At 59.8% G+C, this 20853-nt stretch carries 19 protein-coding genes and 1 tRNA gene; 12 read left to right on the plus strand and 8 right to left on the minus strand.

Annotated elements, in window-relative coordinates; all coding sequences use genetic code 11:
- Positions 1-15: 15 nt before the first annotated feature.
- Both HPDFL43_RS01975 and HPDFL43_RS01980 read left to right on the plus strand, forming a co-directional pair.
- The gene (locus HPDFL43_RS01975; RefSeq protein ID WP_007199885.1) at positions 16-1485 is read left to right on the plus strand and encodes an ATP-binding protein; all 1470 of its coding nucleotides are present in this window, start codon (positions 16-18) and stop codon (positions 1483-1485) included.
- A gap of 213 nt (positions 1486-1698) precedes the next feature.
- Positions 1699-1775, plus strand: a tRNA-Arg gene (locus tag HPDFL43_RS01980).
- A gap of 108 nt (positions 1776-1883) precedes the next feature.
- On the opposite strand, the gene HPDFL43_RS01985 is transcribed toward HPDFL43_RS01980, so the two are convergent.
- Positions 1884-2903: a LacI family DNA-binding transcriptional regulator gene (locus HPDFL43_RS01985; RefSeq protein WP_040448914.1), complete on the minus strand. Its 1020-nt coding sequence runs from the start codon at positions 2901-2903 to the stop codon at positions 1884-1886.
- 196 nt (positions 2904-3099) lie between these two features.
- Between HPDFL43_RS01985 and HPDFL43_RS01990 the strand changes: the two genes are divergently transcribed.
- The 9 genes from HPDFL43_RS01990 (at position 3100) to HPDFL43_RS02025 (ending at position 12439) form a co-directional block, all read left to right on the plus strand.
- Positions 3100-4443: an ABC transporter substrate-binding protein gene (locus tag HPDFL43_RS01990; RefSeq protein WP_007199887.1), complete on the plus strand. Its 1344-nt coding sequence runs from the start codon at positions 3100-3102 to the stop codon at positions 4441-4443.
- Between the two features lie 86 nt (positions 4444-4529).
- Entirely contained in the window at positions 4530-5477 is a 948-nt protein-coding gene (locus HPDFL43_RS01995) for a carbohydrate ABC transporter permease (RefSeq protein WP_040448916.1), read from the plus strand.
- Positions 5474-6412: a carbohydrate ABC transporter permease gene (locus tag HPDFL43_RS02000; RefSeq protein ID WP_007199889.1), complete on the plus strand. Its 939-nt coding sequence runs from the start codon at positions 5474-5476 to the stop codon at positions 6410-6412. Before HPDFL43_RS01995 ends, HPDFL43_RS02000 begins: the two co-directional genes overlap by 4 nt.
- On the plus strand, positions 6409-6597 hold the full coding sequence (locus tag HPDFL43_RS02005) for a hypothetical protein (RefSeq protein WP_007199890.1): 189 nt from the start codon (positions 6409-6411) through the stop codon (positions 6595-6597). The genes HPDFL43_RS02000 and HPDFL43_RS02005 overlap by 4 nt, the downstream gene beginning before the upstream one ends.
- Before the next feature lie 3 nt (positions 6598-6600).
- Positions 6601-7698, plus strand: coding sequence for an ABC transporter ATP-binding protein (locus HPDFL43_RS02010; RefSeq protein WP_007199891.1), 1098 nt, complete (start codon positions 6601-6603; stop codon positions 7696-7698).
- Positions 7691-8686, plus strand: coding sequence for an ABC transporter ATP-binding protein (locus HPDFL43_RS02015; protein WP_007199892.1), 996 nt, complete (start codon positions 7691-7693; stop codon positions 8684-8686). Before HPDFL43_RS02010 ends, HPDFL43_RS02015 begins: the two co-directional genes overlap by 8 nt.
- Positions 8687-8758: 72 nt before the next feature.
- Entirely contained in the window at positions 8759-10378 is a 1620-nt protein-coding gene (locus tag HPDFL43_RS02020; protein ID WP_007199893.1) for a dihydroxyacetone kinase subunit DhaK, read from the plus strand.
- A 281-nt stretch (positions 10379-10659) separates the two neighbouring features.
- Positions 10660-10899 carry a hypothetical protein gene (locus HPDFL43_RS22405; protein ID WP_210165613.1) on the plus strand — a complete coding sequence of 80 codons (240 nt, stop codon included), beginning with the start codon at positions 10660-10662 and terminating at the stop codon, positions 10897-10899.
- Positions 10886-12439, plus strand: coding sequence for a malonate--CoA ligase (locus tag HPDFL43_RS02025; RefSeq protein ID WP_007199895.1), 1554 nt, complete (start codon positions 10886-10888; stop codon positions 12437-12439). The genes HPDFL43_RS22405 and HPDFL43_RS02025 overlap by 14 nt, the downstream gene beginning before the upstream one ends.
- Before the next feature lie 152 nt (positions 12440-12591).
- On the opposite strand, the gene HPDFL43_RS02030 is transcribed toward HPDFL43_RS02025, so the two are convergent.
- From HPDFL43_RS02030 to HPDFL43_RS02050, 5 genes are all read right to left on the minus strand, one after another.
- Positions 12592-13647: an L-idonate 5-dehydrogenase gene (locus HPDFL43_RS02030; protein WP_007199896.1), complete on the minus strand. Its 1056-nt coding sequence runs from the start codon at positions 13645-13647 to the stop codon at positions 12592-12594.
- Positions 13648-13654: 7 nt separating this feature from the next.
- On the minus strand, positions 13655-14932 hold the full coding sequence (locus HPDFL43_RS02035) for a TRAP transporter large permease (protein WP_007199897.1): 1278 nt from the start codon (positions 14930-14932) through the stop codon (positions 13655-13657).
- Between the two features lie 3 nt (positions 14933-14935).
- Positions 14936-15442, minus strand: coding sequence for a TRAP transporter small permease (locus tag HPDFL43_RS02040; RefSeq protein ID WP_007199898.1), 507 nt, complete (start codon positions 15440-15442; stop codon positions 14936-14938).
- 68 nt (positions 15443-15510) lie between these two features.
- Positions 15511-16482 carry a TRAP transporter substrate-binding protein gene (locus HPDFL43_RS02045; protein ID WP_245271089.1) on the minus strand — a complete coding sequence of 324 codons (972 nt, stop codon included), beginning with the start codon at positions 16480-16482 and terminating at the stop codon, positions 15511-15513.
- On the minus strand, positions 16472-17224 hold the full coding sequence (locus HPDFL43_RS02050; protein WP_007199900.1) for a GntR family transcriptional regulator: 753 nt from the start codon (positions 17222-17224) through the stop codon (positions 16472-16474). Before HPDFL43_RS02050 ends, HPDFL43_RS02045 begins: the two co-directional genes overlap by 11 nt.
- 106 nt (positions 17225-17330) lie before the next feature.
- On the opposite strand from HPDFL43_RS02050, the gene uxuA reads away from it, so the two are divergent.
- Positions 17331-18560, plus strand: a complete 1230-nt coding sequence (uxuA, locus tag HPDFL43_RS02055) for a mannonate dehydratase (protein WP_007199901.1) — start codon at positions 17331-17333, stop codon at positions 18558-18560.
- Between the two features lie 213 nt (positions 18561-18773).
- On the opposite strand, the gene HPDFL43_RS02060 is transcribed toward uxuA, so the two are convergent.
- Together HPDFL43_RS02060 and HPDFL43_RS02065 are read right to left on the minus strand one after the other, a co-directional pair.
- Positions 18774-20492, minus strand: coding sequence for an ABC transporter substrate-binding protein (locus HPDFL43_RS02060; RefSeq protein ID WP_040448920.1), 1719 nt, complete (start codon positions 20490-20492; stop codon positions 18774-18776).
- Between the two features lie 70 nt (positions 20493-20562).
- Positions 20563-20844 (minus strand): DUF2160 domain-containing protein, encoded by a 282-nt coding sequence (locus tag HPDFL43_RS02065; RefSeq protein WP_040448922.1) that lies wholly within the window; start codon positions 20842-20844, stop codon positions 20563-20565.
- Between the last annotated feature and the right edge of the window lie 9 nt (positions 20845-20853).

Consider the following 20853-nt stretch of genomic DNA (forward strand, 5'->3'; position numbering starts at 1 on the left):
CGGGGAGGAGAGGGAATGGCGGATACCGAAGAGAAAGGGCGCGGCCCGCTGCGCCAACCCAGGGCAACAAGCCTGTCCTCCAAGCTTTTGTGGCTCACTATCCTGTTCGTCATGATCGCCGAGGTGCTGATATTTGTCCCTTCGGTGGCCAATCAGAGGGTGCGCTGGCTGGAGGACCGCCTCAACACCGCCGCTGCCGCTGCGGTGGTGATCGAGGGCATCAATGAGCTGTCGCTGCCGCAGATCATCCAGAACGACACCTTGATGGCGACCGGGACCAAGGCCATTGCACTGCGCAAGGACGGCATGTCGCGAATGATCGCCTCGGTCGACACCCTGCCGATGGTCACGCATCAGTACAATCTTTCCGAGACCACGGTGCTGCAGGCGCTCACCGACGCCTTTGACACGATTCTGTTTGGCGGCGACCGGGTGATCCGGGTCTATGGGCCGGTTGCCGACAACCCGGACATGATCATCGATCTGGTGCTTGAGGATCAGCCGCTGCGCCATGCCATGCTGATCTATGGCCGCAATGTCTTTTTCCTGTCTGTGCTGATTTCCATCATCACCGCGGGCCTGGTGTTTTTCGCCATCAACCGCATCATGATCCGGCCCGTCAAGCGCATGACCGACAACATGCAGGCCTTTTCAGAAGACCCGGAAAACCCCGGACGGATCATCGTGCCGCGTCAGGTTGGAGACGAACTCGGCGTTGCCGAGGGCCATCTGGCGGACATGCAGGCGCGGCTGCAACAGACACTCAAGGAACAGCGCCACCTGGCCGATCTCGGCCTGGCGGTCTCCAAGATCAATCACGATATGCGCAACATCCTCACCTCCGCGCAGCTGATGTCCGACCGGCTGTCTATGGTCGATGATCCGCTGGTCAAGCGCTTCGCGCCCAAGCTGCTGCGCACCATCGACCGCGCTGTCGGCTATTCGGGCGAGGTTCTGGCCTATGGCAAGGCCCGCGAAGCTAAACCAAAGCGCCGCTTCATCAATGTGTCGGCGCTGGCAAACGAGGTCCATGACATCGTTGCAGAAGAATTCGAGGGCGGCATCAGTTTCGTGCTTGAGGTGAACCCGGATCTCGAAATCGAGGCCGACAGCGAGCAGATGTTCCGGGTCATATACAATCTGGTGCGCAATGCAGCCCAGGCATTGGCGGCTGATCCAAGCGATGATGCGGCGCTGGTGCGGCGCATCGTGATATCGGCCATCCGCACAGGCTCGGTGGTCCAGATCCGCGTGTCCGACACCGGCCCTGGTCTTCCCGCCCAGGCCCGGGCGCATCTGTTCAAGCCGTTCAAGGGATCGGCCCGTTCCGGTGGGACCGGCCTGGGCCTTGCAATCGCGCGGGAATTGATTCTGGCCCATGGCGGCTCGATCATGATTGATGAGAGCGTTGCCCGGGGCACCGCCTTCCTGATTGAACTGCCCGATCAGCCCCTGCCGCTCGACACTTTCCGGGCACGCGCCTGAGGCCAGGATAGCGCGCGTTCGAATGTGTTCACCTGAACGCCAAACGCACAAGTACATTTGCAAAGCCCTTCAATGCGGCGCACCCAATCGGAAGCACCGTGCCACAGGGCCAGCGAATTTTGCCTTGGCCGCTTTTTTCACCAAACCCGCTTGCAATCCCCCGCAGTCCGTTTTAGGAGAACGCCTCGCAAGCGAATGCCGCTTGCCACTTGCGCGCCCGTAGCTCAGCTGGATAGAGCACCAGACTACGAATCTGGGGGTCAGAGGTTCGAATCCTTTCGGGCGCGCCATTTTGGCTTCAGAAAATCAGCGGTTTGAGAACAGGCGTGCCGAGCGCCAAGCTGTTCGGCCATGTAGAAGGTCAGTGAAGCGCCTGAATCGAAGCAGGGCTCCGGGGGTCAAAGGTTTTCTTTGATCAGGATCTCGATTCGGATTTTTTCCTGCGAAGCCAATGGAATTCGTTGATCGTTGCGGGCCTTGAGGATTCGGATGGCGCTTCTCACCAGGTGCCCGGAATTTTGCGCAATCACGGCATCAATGTCGCCGTTTCTGAGCGCGGCTTCGGTAAAGGGGGTGCGTTCGTGAACAATCTTCACCAGCGGCTTTGTGGCGACCCTTGCTATTTCGCCAACAGGAATGCGGGCTTCGGCACTCATCACATAGAGGCCCGTAATATCAGGATGGTTGGCGAAAACAGTTTCGAAAATGCGTCTTGTTCTCGCTGTGTCACCGCGCGTTTCCACCGATGGCAGCGGCAGCAGTCCGGGATATTCGCGATTGATGACCTCATCGAAGCCAAGCCGCCGTTCAATGCTGTCATGCGCCTGCATGGTCTCGGAGACAACAAGGATCTTGCCCTTCCGGCCACCCGAAAAACGCCCGATCAGCTGCGCTGCGGTGGCGCCCGCGGCGTGATTGTTGATCCCGACGAAATCATGGCTGCCGGCCTTTGGCTGGCCCGCCAGAAACTGAACCACCTCAATGCCGCGCTCCAGCAGCCGGTTGATTGCATCGCGAACCTGGGGTGACTCCGGCGCCATGATGGCAATGCCCTGTGTCGTCTCCGCATCAAGCCCACCCAGATAGGCCGCCAGCTTGTAGGGATCGTCGACAGGCAGCCGAGTGGCCGCGACATCCGCCAATTCATCGACAAAGGATTTCTTGGCCTCTTCGATGTGCTTGACCAGGACATCAAGAAACTGGTCGCCATGATCGGGGAGCAGAAAGCGGAACTGGTAGCTTTTCTTGCGCGCCAGATTGACCGCCGCAAGGTTGCGGACAAAGCCAATTCTCTCAATGGCTTCGTTGACCTTTGTGACTGTCCGCGGCCTGACGCCGGGGCGACCGTTCAAGACCCGGTCAATGGTCGCGAGGCTAACCCCCGCTTCAACCGCCAAGTCTTTTGCTGTTGGTCTCATCTGCCTCAAATGTCCCGATCAAATGGATTCGCCACGAACGGCTTGAGCTGATTTGTTCAACAAAATGAGCAGGAAATCAACTTTTGAGGTGCGCACCTCAAAAAAACCTTGCAATGAGGTGCGCACCTCATTACGGTTCTTAACAGGAGAGATCCCGTCATTCTGGCGGGGGTGTTAAATGGGAGGAATACCAGTCATGAAAAACAGGATGATGAATTCTGCTGCCACCATCGGTCTGCTGTTCGGCGCGGGTTTTGCTGGTGCGACGCTAACCACGACGTCCGCGCAGGCTGCGGACTTGACCCTTTGCTGGGCGGCCTGGGATCCGGCCAACGCCCTTGTCGAAATGAGCAAGGATTTCGAGGCCCAGTCCGGCCACAATATGAGCTTTGAATTCGTTCCCTGGCCCAACTTTGCCGACCGCATGCTCAATGAGCTGAATTCCGGTGGCAAGCTTTGCGACCTGCTGATCGGTGACAGCCAGTGGATCGGTGGCGCTGCCGAGAACGGCCAGTATGTCAAATTGAATGACTTCTTCGACCAGGAAGGCATCAAGATGGATGACTTTCTTCCCGCGACCGTGACCGGTTATGCGGAATGGCCGAAGAATACTCCGAACTACTATGCGCTGCCCGCCTATGCCGACGTGGTTGGCTGGACCTATCGCAAGGACTGGTTCGAGCGTCCTGAACTGCAGGCCGAGTTCAAGGAGAAGTACGGCCGCGATCTCGACGTGCCGAAGAACCTTGCGGAACTCAAGGACATCGGCGAGTTCTTCCAGGGCCGTGAAATCGACGGCAAGACTGTCTATGGCGCGGCCATCTACACCGAACGCGGCTCGGAAGGCATCACCATGGGTGTGACCAACGCGCTCTACAATTACGGCTTCCTGTATGAAAACCCGGACAAGCCCTACGATCTGGAAGGGTTCGTGAACTCAGCCGGCGCAATCGAAGGTCTCGAATACTACAAGGCCCTGTATGATTGCTGCACGCCTCCTGGCGCGTCCGACGCCTACATGTCCCAGAACATCGACGCTTACAAATCCGGACAGGTCGCCATGCAGATGAACTTCGCGTTCATCTGGCCGGGCGTGGAAGCTGATCCGAATGTCGGCGGTGGCAAGTCAGGCTATTTTGCCAATCCGGCGGGTCCCGCAGGTCAGTACGCCCAGCTCGGTGGCCAGGGCATCTCCGTTGTTGCCAATTCCGACAACAAGGACGCGGCACTGGAATACATCAAGTGGTTTGCGCAAAAGGACGTCCAGCAGAAATGGTGGGACGTGGGCGGCGCATCCGCGATGCGTGCGGTTGTCGAAGATCCCGGTTTCGCCAGCAGCCAGCCTTTCGCGCAGACGTTCCTCGACTCCATGGCGATCGTGAAGGACTTCTGGGCCGAACCTGCCTACGCATCCCTGCTGCTGCCGATGCAGGAGCGCATTCACAACTATGTTGTGGCTGGCAATGGCACCGCAAAGGAAGCCTTGGACGGACTGGTCAAGGACTGGGATGAAGTCTTTGAAGATGAGGGCAAGAAGTAAGCCTTAACCCCGTGTACTCCTCCCACAGGGTCGCGAGGCCGGAACCAGGGTGTTTCGGCCTCGCATGTGGGGACTAGGTGAAAGCAATGGCAGAAACTGTAATAGACCGAGCAGCCCGGGCTACCCCGCCCGTTATGGCGAAAAAGGTAAAGGGGCTTTCCGACAGGGCAATCGCCTGGATCTTTGTTGCTCCGACAATTTTCATCCTTTTGGCGATCAACATTTTCCCGCTGATCTGGACCATTTATCTGAGCTTCACCAATTTTCGGGTGAACCGCCCGAACAATGCCATCGAATGGGTGGGATTGCGAAACTATGAGCGAATCCTGGGCGATCCGGATGTCTGGATCACGATGCAGGCAACCGCGCATTTCCTGATCTGGACCATTGTCTGCCAGGTCCTGATCGGCTTTACACTTGCCTATCTCATCAACAAGAAATTCCGCGGCAACGATCTCTGGACCACGATCATCGTCTTCCCGATGATGCTGTCGCCCGCTGTGGTCGGCAATTTCTGGACCTTCCTCTATCAGCCGCAAATCGGCCTGTTCAATTACATCGTCGGCTTTGTCACCGGCGCCGATCCTTCGAGCTTTTCCATGATCGGCGAGGTGTCTCTCGCACCCTGGGCCATCGTCATCGTTGACACCTGGATGTGGACGCCCTTCGTCATGCTGATCTGTCTTGCCGGACTGAGATCCATTCCCGACAGCATCTATGAAGCGGCGGAGTGCGACCGCGCCAGCAAATGGCGGCAGTTCTGGACCATCACGATCCCGATGATCCTGCCGTTCCTGATGCTGGCCGTGCTGTTCCGCGGCATCGAGAATTTCAAGATGTTTGACCTGGTCGTGCAACTGACCGGTGGCGGGCCTGGCAACACGACCACGCTGACATCCATCGATCTCAAGCGCGAAGCTTTCGAGAAATGGCGGACGGGTTATTCCTCCGCCTACGCTGTCATTCTCTTCGTCACGGTGTTTGGACTGGCGTCCATCTACGTGAAGGCGCTCAACAAGGTGAAACAGAGATGAGCTTTTCCGTCACCGAGCCGTCTACACGGCAAAAATGGGTCGCCGGCATCCTGGTCGTTGGCTATGCGCTGATCACCATGCTGCCGCTGCTCTGGATTGTTGCAACAGGCTTCAAATCGTCCACCGACTCCATCGCATACCCGCCCAAGATCCTGTTCGAGCCGACGGTTGAGGGCTATGTGAATGTGTTCACAACCCAAACCCGGCTGAGCAATGACATGGCCGAGGAGCCGCGCGAGGATCTGCCCTGGTACGAGCAGCTGGTGCGCGAAAAGGGCAATACGATTGTCGGTGCCTCGCGTTATTCCGAGCGCTTCTTCAATTCGGTCATCATCGGCTTCGGGTCGACATTCTTCGCGATCGTACTGGGAACCGCGGCAGCCTATGCCTTCTCGCGGTTCAAGGTTCCGCTGAAAGACGATCTGCTGTTCTTCATTCTCTCCACCCGGATGATGCCGCCGATTGCGGTCGCCATTCCGATCTTCCTGATGTTCAGGAATCTCGGGCTCAATGACACCCATGCGGGCATGATCCTGCTCTACACCGCGATCAACCTGTCGCTGGCGGTCTGGCTGATCAACGGCTTCATTGACGAGATCCCGATCGAGTATGAGGAAGCGGCCCTGATCGATGGTTACACCCGGTTCCAGGCGTTCTACAAGGTGGTCCTGCCGCAGGCGGCAACCGGGATCGCATCGACTGCCATCTTCTGCCTGATCTTTGCCTGGAACGAATATGCGCTTGCCGTGCTTCTGACATCGGGCACGGCGCAGACCGCGCCGCCCTTCATCCCCACGATCATCGGCGTTGGCGGTCAGGATTGGCCGGCTGTCGCGGCAGGCGCAACGATCTTCCTGGTCCCTGTGATGGTGTTTACAATCCTGTTGCGCAAGCACCTGCTTCGCGGCATCACCTTCGGCGCGGTGCGCAAATGACAAATTTCATCAACGGCCTGCTCCGCTTCAGGCGGGGTTCCTGGGAAATGCTGGCGTCGGTTCTGATTGCCTTGGGTGTGGTCATGCTGATGCAGCCCTTCGTGCTGTGGCTGTTCAGCTATTCCTTCATCGTCACACTTGTCGGCACGGTGATGTTTATCATCGTCAGCCATTTTCCGGAGTAACCCATGGCGCAGATCATGATTAAGAATGTGCGCAAGGACTTCGGGACCTTCACGGCGGTCAAATCCTCGACCTTCACCATCGAGGACGGCGAATTCTTCATGCTGCTGGGACCGTCGGGCTGTGGCAAGACCACCACCCTGCGGATGATGGCCGGGCTCGAATTGCCCACCAGCGGGGAAATCTACATCGACGGCGAAGAGGTGGGCATGAAGCCCGCCAGCCAGCGCGACATTGCCTTCGTGTTCCAGATGTTCGCGCTCTACCCGCACATGAATGTCGGCAAGAACATCTCCTATCCGCTTGTGAGCCAGGGCATGCCCAGGGCCCAGGTGAAGAAGAAGGTCGCGGAAGTGGCCGAGATATTGGGGATCACGGATATCCTCCACCGCCCAGTAGGCGGCCTGTCGGGCGGTGACCGTCAGCGTGTCGCGCTGGGCCGCGCCATCGTGCGCGATCCCAAGGCCTTCTTCATGGACGAGCCGCTTGGCGCGCTCGATGCCGAGTTCCGTGAGCGCATGTCCGAAGAGTTGCGCGCGCTGCACGATCGCATGGGTGCGACGACGGTCTATGTGACCCACGATCAGCTCGAAGCCATGCAGATGGGCGACAAGATCGTGGTGATGAACCACGGCGTGGTCGAGCAGTTCGGCCGGCCGCAGGAGATCTACGACTGGCCGTCAACGATGTTCGTCGCCGGATTTCTGGGCTCACCCGCGATGAACTTCCTTGAGTTCGAAGGTGCGCTCGACACCAATCAGACCAGCATTCATATACATGGCAGCGACTTTTCGATCCCGCCTTTGCTCGAAGGTGCCAGGGGCAAGCTCGCGCTCGGCGTGCGGCCCGAGCATGTCCGGTTCTCCGATTCAAGCAGCTACAAGGGGGAAGTGCTTGCGACCGAGTATCTCGGCACCACCCAGATCGTGACCATCGCCACCCCGAACGGAACCATCAAGTCCCGGATGAGCGCGGCGCAGCCTGTCACGGTTGGCGAAATGCCAGGCCTGGAATTCGATTCCCGCACACTATCGATCTTCAATGTCGAGACGGGCCAGGCCTTGTTGTCACAGGCCAATCAGGAGGTCCTGCGACATGGCTGAAGTCGTTCTGAAAGATGTGACCAAGCGCTTCGGCGCGGATGTGGCGCTCGACAATGTCAGCATGACCGTTCCCGATGGGTCGTTTGTCGTTCTGCTGGGGCCGACAGGTGCGGGCAAGACGACCACCCTGCGAATGATATCGGGCCTCGACAAACCGGATTCCGGAGAAATCCTGATCGGTGGCCAGTCAATGGCGGGGCTCACTCCGGCTCAGCGCAACGTGGCCATGGTCTTCCAGCAGTACTCGCTCTATCCGCATCTCACCGTGCGCGAGAATCTGGAATTCCCGCTCAAGTCGCCGCTTCTTAAGACACCCGCCGATGAGATCGCGCGCAAGATCAAGGAAGTCGCCGAGGTCCTGCAGATCTCCCACAAGCTCGACAACAAGGCGACCGCCCTCTCCGGTGGCGAGATGCAGCGGGTTTCCATCGGACGAGCCCTGGTCCGGACACCCGCAATCTACCTGATGGACGAGCCCCTGAGTTCGCTGGACGCCAAACTGCGTGCCGATCTGCGCATCGAGTTGAAGCGCATTCAATCCAATTCCGGCGCGACGCTTTTGTATGTGACCCACGACCAGATCGAAGCGATGACCATGGCGACCCATGTTGGCGTTCTCGACCGCGGCAAGCTGGTGCAGTTCGGCAGCCCGCGGGAGATCTATGAGAACCCGGTCAGCATCTACGCCGCAAGCCGCCTCGGCCAGCCCAGGGTCAACATCCTGCCGGCCTCGCTATTTGGCGGCGCGCCCGGCAATGCCGACAAGATCGGCCTGCGACCGGAACAGATTGTCCAAGGCGAGGGCGAAGACAGCCTGGTGACCCGTGTCGAACATCTCGGCGACCAGACGCGATTGCATCTCAGTTTCAAGAGCCATGACCTGGTGACTGTGACCGATGCGCACACAGAACTAAGCGAAGGCGACACGGTGAAGATACGGCCTGAGAAGCCATTCTATTTCGATGCGCTGGGCGACCGGATTGCTTAGTCCGGCCCCGCTCCTTTTCAAACGGAAGACGCTTTCAACCGTTGTCTGAATAAACACCCGGAGGACCATTCAATGACCCAGTTTATGAACCAGAAGGAAAGCATCGTCACCGATGCCGTTGATGGTATTGTCGCGACATCCGGAGGCAAGCTTGCCCGATTGGATGGGTATCCGCACATCCGGGTTGTGGTGCGCAATGATTGGGACAAGTCGAAGGTGGCGCTGGTCTCGGGCGGCGGTTCCGGCCATGAGCCTGCGCATGCGGGATTTGTCGGTGCGGGATTGCTGACCGCCGCAGTCTGCGGCGATGTGTTTGCGTCCCCTTCTGTGGACGCCGTTCTGGCGGGCATTCTGGCTGTGACTGGACCTGCCGGGTGTCTGCTGATCGTCAAGAACTACACCGGCGACCGGCTGAATTTCGGATTGGCGGCCGAGCGTGCCAAGGCCTTTGGTCTTGATGTCAGCATGGTTGTTGTCGATGACGATGTGGCTCTGCCGGATCTGCCGCAGGCACGCGGCGTGGCCGGCACCCTCTTCGTGCACAAGATCGCCGGTGCGATGGCCGAAGCGGGCGCCAGCCTCGATGAGATCACCGCCCGCGTCGAAAACGTCATCGCTGGCACAAAGACGATCGGCATGTCGCTCGACACCTGCACGGTTCCGGGTTCTCCCAAGGAAGCCCGCATCCCCAAAGGCATGGCCGAACTGGGCCTTGGCATCCATGGCGAAGCCGGTGTCGAGCAGATTCAGTACACCGATGCCCGACAGGCGATGGATGCCGTCTGCGCCAAGCTTGCCTCGCATATGGGGGCTGGCAGTCACGTGGCGTTGCTCAACAATCTCGGCGGAACATCTGTGCTTGAAATGGCCGTCCTGGCCAATGAACTGGCAAGATCAGAGATCGCTGGAAAACTGAAATGGATCATCGGCCCGGCCGCAATGGTCACCTCACTGGACATGCGTGGCTTCTCCGTTTCGGTTTATCCGGCCACCAATGAAGACCTGCAAGCCCTATCTGAGCCAACCTCGCTTGCGGCCTGGCCCGGAGTTGCCGGGATTGCCCCGGTCACGGTGCTCAATCTGCCAGACGGCCTGGCGCCGATCAAACCGCTTGCTTCCGAGCATGCTGAAACGCGGACATTTCTGACCCAATGCTGCGAGATCCTGATCGCATGCGAAAGCGATCTCAATGTGCTGGATGCAAAATCCGGCGATGGCGACACCGGCTCGACGCTTGCAGGGGCGGCCCACGCCTTGATCGCGTCGATGGACACGCTTCCGCTGGCGGATCACACCCAGCTCTATCGCGCCCTTGGCCAGGAGCTCAGCCAGACCATGGGCGGGTCTTCAGGCGTGTTGCTGGCGATCTTCTTCGCCGCCGCAGGCGACGCCGCATCGAGCGGTCTGTCCATGACCGGAGCGCTGAAGGCCGGCCTTGCGAGGATGCAGGAAATCGGCGGCGCGGACCTTGGCGACCGGACCATGGTGGATGCGCTTCATCCGGCCCTCGACGCGCTGGACGAAAGCCTCGCCGCGGCAGCGAAGGCTGCCCGGGCCGGTGCGGACCATACCTCGACCATGATCAAGGCAAATGCCGGCCGTGCGGCCTATATCAATGCGCAGCAGCTTGAGGGTCACACCGATCCCGGTGCGGAAGCCGTTGCCCGCCTGTTTGAGCATTTGCGGGGCTGAGCGGCGTAAGGCCACAAGAGCACTTGCGGCCCCGGCGCCTGTTTCAGGTCTCTCGAGCGGTAGGCTCGAGGCCAATCGAATTGTCACCCTGTCGCCTGTTCCGGGTTTTGGCCGCTGGTTATAGCAGCCCGCTGTAATCAGCCGAATGCCGATGATGTCGAGGATGCGATGCAATCGGGCGAACTTGGCGGGCCCAAGAACCAGCTACAATGGCTGCGTCAACGAGCAGGCCATTATCTGGTCAACTAGAGGAGCTGCTATGGCTGTCTCGGGATCTGGTGATGCGTTTCCATTTCAAGAATTGCGCGATGGAGTATGATATCCGTACCGGTGCCGACCTGTTGGAAAACAGCGTGCGTCAGTCTTGCGGGGTGATGGTGAATTGTCTTTGCGATCTCAGGAAAATCAGTCGGTTCCACGAGAGGGCGCCGGGAACCACACGGTCTTTACCTCCATCGAAGCAGGTACGCTGGCCGGTGCGGCGGCCGCAAACAGCAATGGCAGGAAATGAAAATGGCTGACAACTATCTTTTTGACAGTTTGCTCGCCGCCAAACTGGCTTCAGCAGAAGGCCGAAACGCTCTGTTTGCGACGCTCCCCGAGGATGGTCGCCGATATTCCTATGGCGATGTCGAGGAGGTCTCCGGCCGTTTCGCCAATGTGCTGGTGGGCCTGGGCGTCAACCCCGGCGACCGGGTCGCCGTGCAGGTGCCGAAATCCATCGAATCCATCATGCTCTATCTCGCCGTGGTCCGTGCCGGCGCCGTCTTCCTGCCACTCAACACAGGCTACACACCGGTGGAGATCGAGTATTTCCTGGGCAACGCCACGCCACGCATCTTTGTCTGCGACCCGAAAAAACGCGCCGACTATGAGGCGTTGACGTCCAGCCTTGGCATCGGGCTTGAAACCATGGGGGTCTGGCAGAATCATGAGACCAGCGCCGGCTCGCTTCCCGACGCCGGGCTTGCCGCGCCCACCGTGTTCGACACCGTTTCAAGGTCGGCCGACGACCTCGCCGCCATACTCTACACCTCCGGCACCACCGGGCGTTCGAAAGGCGCGATGCTGAGCCATGCCAATCTGGTGTCCAATGCCGAAACCCTTGCCGATGTCTGGCACTTCACCAAGGATGATGTGCTTCTGCACGCGCTGCCGATCTTTCACACTCACGGTCTGTTCGTGGCCACCAATGTGACCTTGAGCGCCGGCGCCTCACTGATCTTCCTGTCCGGCTTTAGCGCCGAGACGATCATCACAAACATTCCCGGCGCCACCAGCCTGATGGGTGTGCCGACCTTCTACACGCGGCTGCTTGATGAGCCGGGTTTCACTGCCGACCTGGTCAAGCACATGCGTCTGTTCGTTTCCGGCAGCGCTCCGCTGCTGGCCGAAACCCATGTGCAGTTCGAACAGTGCACCGGCCATCGCATTCTCGAACGCTATGGCATGACAGAAACCAACATGAACACCTCCAACCCCTATGACGGCGAACGGCGGGCTGGCACGGTTGGTTTTCCGCTGCCTGGCGTCGACCTGCGCATCGTCGATGCCGAGACCGGAAAGGCGTTGCCTCAGGGCGAAATCGGCATCATCGAGGTCAAGGGTCCGAACGTGTTTTCCGGCTACTGGCAGATGCCGGAAAAGACCAGGGAGGAATTCCGCGAGGACGGCTTCTTCATTACCGGTGATGTCGGTGTCATTGATGTTGATGGTTATGTTCAGATCGTCGGGCGCTCCAAGGACCTGATCATTTCCGGCGGCTATAACATCTATCCCAAGGAACTGGAGCTGCTGCTCGACGAGGACGAGGGTGTTCTCGAATCCGCTGTCATCGGCGTGCCCCATCCTGATTTCGGCGAAGCGGTGGTGGCGGTGCTGGTGCCCAAGCCGGCCGCGAAGCTTGATGAGGCTGGAATTATGGAAAGCATCCAGTCGAAGATCGCCCGCTTCAAGCAACCCAAGCGCATCGTTGTTCTCGATGAACTGCCACGCAACACGATGGGCAAAGTTCAGAAGAACGTTCTGCGCGACACCTACAAGGCGCTGTTCTCAGCCTGAAACGGGGAGGCAATGGCCAAACGGCTGACGCATCTGCCGTTTCGTGTTGAGCGGATTCGTGCCCGAAGGCGGCACCATGAGAGACCATTGGCGTCTCGCGGTCGGCAGGCATCACCAAATCAAAACCGTCCCTGCAGAAATCGAGGGCCAGTTCAGCCGTCGGCGGGGCCTGCGAACTCGAGGTGAACCTTGACCGAGCGCGACCGGTCACCGGCGGCGGCAAAGGCTACGGTGGCCTGGTCCAGCGGATAACGTCCGGTGATCATCGGCCGGACATCAATGCGGCCTGTGGTGATGGCCTCGACGGCCTCGGCAAACTCTTCATGAAAGCGGTGCGTGCCCTGCAGGCGGATTTCCTTGCCGACAAGCGCGTTGACCGGCATCGGCGTGTCACCCGCCACGCCCACCTGGACCAGCACGCCGCGCGGACGCAATGCGGCCACCGCGCTCTTGATCGCAGGTGCGGCCGCAGAGCATTCGAAGGCCAGGTGGAAATGGCCCTTGTCGGCGCCATAGCGTTCCATCTCGGCGCCATCGCGGGCGACATTGATGGTGTGGGTGGCGCCCATCTGGCGCGCCACGTCGAGCACGGCATCTTCAAGGTCGGTGACCACAACTTCCGCAGCCCCTGCGTTGGCGGCAATTGCCGCGCACAGAGTGCCGATGGGACCGGCGCCTGTGACGAGCACCCGCTTGCCGGCAATCTCTCCCGCCATCCTGGCTGCGTGAAGGCAGACCGCCAGCGGTTCCGCGCAGGCGACAGCCCCCAGATCAGCGCCTTGCGGGAGTCGGATGCATTGCTCGGCCTGGACAATGATCTTGTCGCGAAACAGGCCTTGTTCGTGGGGCAGGCGCATTGCCGAGCCGCTGAAGCGCATCTCGAGGCAATGCATCGGCAGGCCTTCCGCGCAGTAGCCGCAGGTTCCGCAAGGCCGGCTCGGGTTGATCGCGACGCCATCACCAGCGGCCAGTCCCGTAACGCCGGGGCCAATGGAAAGCACCTGGCCGGAAGCCTCGTGGCCAAGAATGATCGGCTCGCGCACACGGATCGTGCCGATGCCGCCATCGGAGACATAATGCATGTCCGACCCGCAAATTCCGCCGGCGGCGATCGCCAGCAGCACCTCACCCTCCTGCGGAGCTGCGACGTCGTCGGTTTCAATGCGAAGATCGTTTTGGCCGTAGAGCCGGCAAACACGGGTTTTCATGAGGGCCTCAAGGGGTAAGCAGGGAGGGAAGCCATGTGGCCAGAGCCGGGATATAGGAAACCAGCAGCAGCACCGTGATGTTGGTGAGCAGGAACGGCATGATCGCCACCACCACCGGAGCCAGCGGCAGCCGTGCGATGCCTGCGCAGACAAATAGGCACACGCCGACCGGCGGCGTCGTCAGCCCGATCATCAGGTTGAGCACGGCGAAGGTGGCGAAATGCAGCGGCTCGATCCCGACCGCGGTGGCCAGCGACAAGAGCGGCACGAACAGAATGATCAGAGCCGCAATCGTCTCCATGAACATGCCCACAAACAAGAGCAGAATGTTGATCAGGAGGATCACCAGGATCGGGTTGTCGGTGATCGACAACACGGCATCGGCAAGAGCCTGCGGGATGCGCTCGGAGACGAGAATCCAGCCAAAGACATTTGCAAAGCCGACCAGCGCCAGGATGCCTGCGGAGGCGACAGCGCTTTCAACTATGATACCGGGCAGTTTGCGCAGTGGCAGTTCGCGGTAGATGAAGGCGCCGACGACAAAAGCATAGACACTGGCCACAACCGCCGTTTCCGTTGGTGTGGCGAGGCCCGAGAGCAGGCCGTAGATGATCAGAAATGTCATCGCCAGCGCCCAGAAGGCGCCGCCGAAGGAGCGCACCACCTCGCCCACGCCCTGCCAGGACTGGCGCGGAAAGCCCTTGCGCACGGAAATCACATAGGCGGTGATCATCATCGCCAGCCCCATCATGATCCCGGGCACCGCGCCGGCCAGAAACATCTGGCCAACGGAAATGCCCGACAGTGCACCAACAATGATCATCGGCACAGAAGGCGGAATGATCGGCCCGACAGTGGACGATGCAGCAGTAACGGCGGCGGAGAAGTCTGCGGGATAACCGGCCTTCTTCATCCCGGGGATCATCACGCCCCCGATCGAGGCCGCATCGGCGACGGCGGTGCCTGTGATGCCGCCAAACAGCATCGAGGCCGAGATGTTGGTCAGGCCCAGGCCGCCGCGGATCCAGCCGACAATCGAATTGGCAAAGCGGATGATGCGGGTGGTGATGCCACCCTGGTTCATCAGATTGCCGGCCAGGATAAAGCCGGGGATCGACAGCAACACGAACACATCCATGCCGGCATACATCTTTTGCGGCATGACGACGGGCGGAATGCCTGCCAGCAAAATGTAGGCCAGCGAGGACAGGCCAAGCGTGATGGCGACAGGAATGCCCACGATCAGGCCGCCGATAAAGATCGCAAAGAGGACCGCAACTTCCATGACTCAGGCTTCCTCTTCGGCATGATCGGGTGTTCCGTCTTCAGCGCCGGTGAGCATGCCCACCACCCGCAGCACGGCGAAGACGGCAAGCAGCAGCAGCATGACAAAGACGGTCAGGTGAACAAGGTCCATCCGCACCCCGAGCGCGGGGGAGGTTTGCATCTTGCCGATGGAGACATAGCGCCAGGCATGGGGCAAAAGGTAAATCGCCAGTCCCGCGGTGGCGAGGGCGGCCAGCAGCCGAAGCAGCCAGGGCCAGCGGCCGGGCAGCGCCTCGCAGACAATATCGACATTGACCAGGCTTCCGGTGCGAAAGGCCAGGCCGGTGCCGAAGGCGACAGTGAAAAGCAGTGCGTAACGGGTCAGCTCTTCCGTCCAGACCGGCGAGCTGTCGGTCAGCCGGCCTGCCACCTGGAGCAACACCGTCGCGATCAGCACGGAAAACGATACGCCGGTCCCCCATTGGGCAATGCGGGTGATGATGCGGGAGATCTTGTCTGCAGTTTGCAAGGGACGTGCCTAATCTGAAACGGGAAGCCGGCGCCGCTCAGGCGGCGCCGGATCGTTGCTTGGGAGGTTTACTGTGCGAACAGCGTCTCGACGATCGGCTTGATCTCGTCATTGACGTTTGCGAGGACAGCGTCCTTGGCGGCGGCCTGGAATGCAGCCGCATCGACCTCAACAAAGGTCATGCCCTTGCTTTCGAGGAAGGCGCGGTCGTCGGCAAGGCTCTTGTTGAAGAGTTCACGCTCATAGGCCTGAGCCCGCGCTGCGGCTTCCATCACTGCAGCCTGGTCTTCGGCAGACAGCTTGTTCCAGGTCGATTCCGCGATGGTGAGATAGATCCAGGAACGGACGTGATCGGTCAGGTTCACATGGCTCTGCACTTCGTAGAAGCTTGCCGAGCGGATCAGCGCCAGCGGATTTTCCTGGGATTCGATGGTGCCGTTCTGCAGCGAGGTGAACACTTCGGAGAAAGCCATCGGACCGGGGTTGGCGCCAAGCGCTTTCCACACATCCACAAAAAGCGGCACGTTTGGTACGCGCATCTTCAGTCCCTGCAGATCCGCTGGTGTGGTGATCGGGCGGTTTGAAGTCAGATCGCGGGCACCGCGGGCAAAATAGGCAATCGGCCGGATCTGGGCCTTCTCAACGATCTGTGCCTTGATGTCTTCGCCGACCGGGCCGGAAGCGAAGGCATCCATGTCATCAATGGTCTTGAAGGCATAGGGGACAGCCAGGAGTGCCGCCTTGGGCGCCCAGTTCTGCAGCGATTCTCCGGTGATGGTCATGTCCACCGTGCCGAGCTGCATGCCATTGATCAGGTCGATCTCCTTGCCCAGGGATTCATTGGGGAAGACCTCCACGGCAATGCGGCCATCGGTCAGGGCGGAAAGCTCCTCACCAAACTTCACCGATGCCAGATGCCAGGGGTTTTCCTCATTGGCGAGATGGCCGAGCTTCAGGGTCATTTCCTGTGCCAGCGCTGGCATGGCGGTCAGCGTGGCGACGGTTGCCGCCAAAAGGGTTTTCTTCCAGTTAAACATCATGGTCTTCTCCTCCTTGGATGGGTGCATTGACCGGTTTGGGGATCTCCCCTTCCGGCAATTCGAAAAACTCTGGGCTTGCGGCAAGGATCTGGGGCAGGTCGATCAGAACTTCGCGAAGATGGTGGCGGATCGCCTGATTGGCGCGAGTGCGATTTCCCGTCTCGATGCAATTGACGATCGATGTGTGCTGCGCGATCAGCTTCTCGACCGGGAAGTGGCCAAGAGACAAAAAGCGGACACGGTCCATCTGGGACTTGAGGCCTTCGATCAGCTTCCAGGTTCCGCCCTTTCCGGCCGCGCCAGCCAGGGTGCGGTGAAAGCGCTCATCGAGCACGATGAAATCCTCAATCACAGTGCTGGCCACTTTTTTCTGGGCTTTGAGCTGGCTCTTCAACTCACGCACCAGCATCCGGTCGGGCGCTGCGGCGAGGATCTGCACGATGTCGGCTTCGATCGCCTCACGCAGGAACCGCGCATCAAGAACCGCTGCGTAGCTGATTTTGGTGATGATTGTGCCGCGCTGCGGCAGGATCGCCAGCAAGCCCTCGCTCGCCAGTTTGATAAAGGCCTCGCGCACCGGTTGGCGGCTGACCGCATAGGCCCGCGCGATCTCGCTTTCGGAGATCCTGTCGCCGGGAGCGAACTGATTTCGGATGATTGCGTCGCGCAAACGTGCATAGACCTGCGGCGTGATCGGCGCCGCCGGGTCGAGCATGGTTGTCGTGATGCGACCGATGTTCATTTCGCTTCCTCCTGAGCGACAACTACCATACAAGTATGCTAGTCAGCAACCCTATTGACTGGTAGAAGCAATACATGACTGACTCGGCGGACTGGGAGGACTTGATATGAAACAGACATGGCGGTGGTTTGGACCGCGCGACCTTGTATCCATTGACGACACACTTCAGGCCGGGGTGCAGGGGATCGTGTCAGCCTTGCATCATGTCCCGACCGGGTCTGTCTGGTCGCCGGCGGAGATTGCCCAGCGCCAGCGCGAGATTGCCACCAAGACGGATGGTTCTCCTTCCGGCCTGGAATGGGATGTGGTCGAAAGCCTGCCGGTGTCAGAGGACATCAAGAAGCAGAAGGGTGCCTGGCGCGATCACGTGTCCGCCTACAAGCAAAGCCTTCATCATCTCGCCGAAGCCGGAATTGAAGTGATCTGCTACAACTTCATGCCGGTTCTGGATTGGACGCGCACGGATCTGGCATGGCACCGGCCCAATGGTGCGACCTGCATGCGCTTCGACCTTGTCGATTTTGCAGCTTTTGACATCCACATCCTGCAACGCCCCGGTGCCAAATCGGAGTTCGGCGGGTCCCTGTGCGAGGCTGCGGCAGAGCGGTTTGCATCCATGAGCCCGGGGAGGCGGGAAGAGCTCGCCAAGAATGTAGTGTTCGGTCTGCCGGGTGCGGCAGAGAATTTCACGCTCGAAGACGTGCGCACACACATCGCCGAATATGCCCAGATCAGCGAAACCCGGCTGCGCTCGCATCTGGTTGATTTCCTGGAGCAGGTGGTGCCCGTCGCGCAAGAACTCGGGCTTCGGCTGTGCTGCCACCCCGACGACCCGCCGGTTCCGCTGCTGGGCCTGCCGCGGGTGATGTCGACAGAGGCGCATTATGCCGAACTGATGCAGGCGGTCGACAGTCCCGCCAATGGCATCACCTTGTGCTCGGGATCGCTCGGTGCCCGGCCTGACAATGATCTGCCCGGCATGATGGAGCGGCTCGGCTCTCGGGTTCACTTCTTGCACCTGCGCAACGTCAAGCGCGAGGGAGATGGTATTCAGGTCTCGTTCTTTGAGGATGAGCATCTCGCCGGAGACACCGACATGGTCGAACTGGTCGCCACCGTGCTGCGCGAAGAGGCTCGCCGCAAGGCTGAGGGGCGGGCCGACTGGTCAATCCCGTTCCGGCCGGATCACGGCCAGGACATTCTCGACGATCTCAATCGCCGGGCTCAACCCGGTTACCCGTCGATTGGGCGGCTCAAGGGGCTAGCCGAACTGCGTGGTCTGATCGCCGGTCTTGAGCGCGGGATTGTAACCGCTCCGGCAACACACACGGCCTGAACCGCAGACAAGAAAGAATGCGAAGAGCTGTTGCAGCCCGGCAAATCACAGTTCAGCGCGCCTGATCATTGGGTAGGGAACCTTTTCGGGCACCCTACCGCATGAGCATCCTGGGTCTGCTTGCTTTCGATCGGCACCGAGCAAAAGAAAGGGGCCAGAACGGTGTGTTCTGGCCCCCATGTTCAGCTGGCTATCAGAAAGTTCCGCAGAACCTTACTGCCAGCTCTTGATCAGCTCGTCATAAGACACGGTTTGCGGTGTCTCATCTTCGTTTTCGAGCTTCGGATAAGGCGCACCCGGCTGCTCCAGCCAGTAGGACGCGTCCTGCGGCTCGTTCATCTTCGGGCCGATGTCACCCTGAACGCCTGCTCGCTCAAGACGCTCCATGACCTTCTCCTGCGCTTCGCAGAGGCTGTCGAGGGCTTCCTGGGCGGTCTTGGCGCCGGACATAGCGTCACCGATGTTCTGCCACCACAGCTGAGCCAGCTTCGGATAGTCAGGAACATTGGTGCCGGTCGGGGACCACTGAACGCGCGCAGGCGAACGGTAGAACTCGATCAGACCGCCAAGCTTGTCGGCACGCTCGGTGAAGTGATCCGAATTGATGGTGGACTCACGGATGAAGGTGAGACCGACATCGGACTTCTTCAGATCGACCGTCTTGGAAGTGACGAACTGTGCGTAAAGCCAGGCGGCCTTGGCACGATCGACCGGGGTCGACTGCATCAGCGTCCAGGAACCGGCGTCCTGATAGCCGACCTTCTGACCTTCCTTCCAGTAGACACCATGCGGCGAAGGTGCCATGCGCCATTTCGGCGTGCCATCTTCGTTCATCACCGGAAGGCCCGGCTCAACGGTAGCCGCGGTAAAGGCAGTGTACCAGAACATCTGCTGGGCGACATTGCCCTGTGCAGGGATCGGGCCGGCTTCACCGAAGGTCATGCCTGCGGCTTCTGGCGGGGAGTAGTTCTTGAGCCAGTCGATGGCCTTCTCAACCGCATAGACTGCGGCAGGAGAGTTGGTCGCACCACCACGGGTCACGCATGAACCGACAGGCTGTGAGTTCTCGTTCACACGAATGCCCCACTCGTCGACCGGAAGGCCGTTGGGCTCGCCAACGTCGCCCATGCCGGCCATCGACATCCACGCATCGGTGTAGCGCCAGCCGAGCGAGGGGTCCTTCTTGCCGTAGTCCATGTTGCCATAGACGGTGCCTTCAACGCCGAGATGCGAGAGGTCGCGGTTGGTGAAGAACGCAGCAATGTCTTCATAAGCCGACCAGTTGACCGGAACGCCGAGATCGTAGCCGTACTCGGCCTTGAAGTCGGCCTTGTTCTTTTCGTCGTTGAACCAGTCATAGCGGAACCAGTAGAGGTTCGCGAACTGCTGTGTCGGAAGCTGGTAGAGCTTGCCGTCCGGTCCGGTGGTGAAGGACGTTCCGATGAAATCCTCGACATCGAGGGTCGGGCTGGTCACGTCAGCGCCTTCGCCGGCCATCCAGTCGGTCAGGTTGCGGACCTGCTGGTAGCGCCAGTGGGTGCCGATCAGGTCGGAGTCGTTGACGTAGCCGTCATATATGTTCTCGCCCGACTGCATCTGGGTCTGCAGCTTTTCAACCACATCGCCTTCGCCGATCAGGTCATGGGTGACCTGGATGCCGGTGATCGCCGTGAATGCAGGTGCAAGAACCTTGGATTCATATTCATGCGTGGCGATGGTTTCCGACACCACCTTGATTTCCATGCCGGCGAATGGCTTGGCGGCGTTGATGAAGAACTCCATCTCGGCCTTCTGTTCGGCTTCCGAGAGAACCGAAAGTCCGCCGATTTCCTCCGCCAGGAATTTTTCCGCGGCAGCCATGTCAGCATGGGCCGAGCCCGTCGCCAACATGATTGCGGCACATGCCGTCGTGTTCAGTAGTAGATTTCGCATATTATCCTCCCTTTAAAGATCATGCGAGTTCAAGAAATGCGGAAGATCCGCATCTCCATTTGGTTTGGAATCAAACTGTTCGGAAAACACCAACGGCGTAGACCAGTGAGAGTCCAAGTGCCCACCACAGGTTGGGTCCGACCAGACCCAGCCATGCGAGATGGATAAAGGCGCTGCCAAGCAGCGATATGAAGAGACGGTCGCCCCGGGTTGTCTCGAAGCGCAGGATTCCCACCCGCGGATTTCCGCCCGGCGAGAAGTATTCCCAGACGCCCATGCCGACCAAGAGCCCGACAAGGCACACCCAAAACAGCATAGTGGGCACGGTCCAGGCCATCCATGACAAGTCCATGATCTTCCT

This window comes from Hoeflea phototrophica DFL-43 (assembly GCF_000154705.2).
In the GTDB taxonomy this organism is placed as follows: domain Bacteria; phylum Pseudomonadota; class Alphaproteobacteria; order Rhizobiales; family Rhizobiaceae; genus Hoeflea; species Hoeflea phototrophica.

Coding starts and splice junctions, on each gene's coding strand:
- HPDFL43_RS01985 (WP_040448914.1), bottom strand. CDS start 2,903: ATGAGACCAACAGCAAAAGACTTGGCGGTTGAAGCGGGGGTTAGCCTC.
- HPDFL43_RS02010 (WP_007199891.1), top strand. CDS start 6,601: ATGGCGCAGATCATGATTAAGAATGTGCGCAAGGACTTCGGGACCTTC.
- HPDFL43_RS02035 (WP_007199897.1), bottom strand. CDS start 14,932: ATGGAAGTTGCGGTCCTCTTTGCGATCTTTATCGGCGGCCTGATCGTG.
- HPDFL43_RS01990 (WP_007199887.1), top strand. CDS start 3,100: ATGAAAAACAGGATGATGAATTCTGCTGCCACCATCGGTCTGCTGTTC.
- HPDFL43_RS02020 (WP_007199893.1), top strand. CDS start 8,759: ATGACCCAGTTTATGAACCAGAAGGAAAGCATCGTCACCGATGCCGTT.
- HPDFL43_RS02030 (WP_007199896.1), bottom strand. CDS start 13,647: ATGAAAACCCGTGTTTGCCGGCTCTACGGCCAAAACGATCTTCGCATT.
- HPDFL43_RS02025 (WP_007199895.1), top strand. CDS start 10,886: ATGAAAATGGCTGACAACTATCTTTTTGACAGTTTGCTCGCCGCCAAA.
- uxuA (WP_007199901.1), top strand. CDS start 17,331: ATGAAACAGACATGGCGGTGGTTTGGACCGCGCGACCTTGTATCCATT.
- HPDFL43_RS02050 (WP_007199900.1), bottom strand. CDS start 17,224: ATGAACATCGGTCGCATCACGACAACCATGCTCGACCCGGCGGCGCCG.
- HPDFL43_RS02000 (WP_007199889.1), top strand. CDS start 5,474: ATGAGCTTTTCCGTCACCGAGCCGTCTACACGGCAAAAATGGGTCGCC.
- HPDFL43_RS02060 (WP_040448920.1), bottom strand. CDS start 20,492: ATGCGAAATCTACTACTGAACACGACGGCATGTGCCGCAATCATGTTG.
- HPDFL43_RS02065 (WP_040448922.1), bottom strand. CDS start 20,844: ATGGACTTGTCATGGATGGCCTGGACCGTGCCCACTATGCTGTTTTGG.
- HPDFL43_RS02045 (WP_245271089.1), bottom strand. CDS start 16,482: ATGATGTTTAACTGGAAGAAAACCCTTTTGGCGGCAACCGTCGCCACG.
- HPDFL43_RS22405 (WP_210165613.1), top strand. CDS start 10,660: ATGCGTTTCCATTTCAAGAATTGCGCGATGGAGTATGATATCCGTACC.
- HPDFL43_RS01995 (WP_040448916.1), top strand. CDS start 4,530: ATGGCAGAAACTGTAATAGACCGAGCAGCCCGGGCTACCCCGCCCGTT.
- HPDFL43_RS01975 (WP_007199885.1), top strand. CDS start 16: ATGGCGGATACCGAAGAGAAAGGGCGCGGCCCGCTGCGCCAACCCAGG.
- HPDFL43_RS02015 (WP_007199892.1), top strand. CDS start 7,691: ATGGCTGAAGTCGTTCTGAAAGATGTGACCAAGCGCTTCGGCGCGGAT.
- HPDFL43_RS02005 (WP_007199890.1), top strand. CDS start 6,409: ATGACAAATTTCATCAACGGCCTGCTCCGCTTCAGGCGGGGTTCCTGG.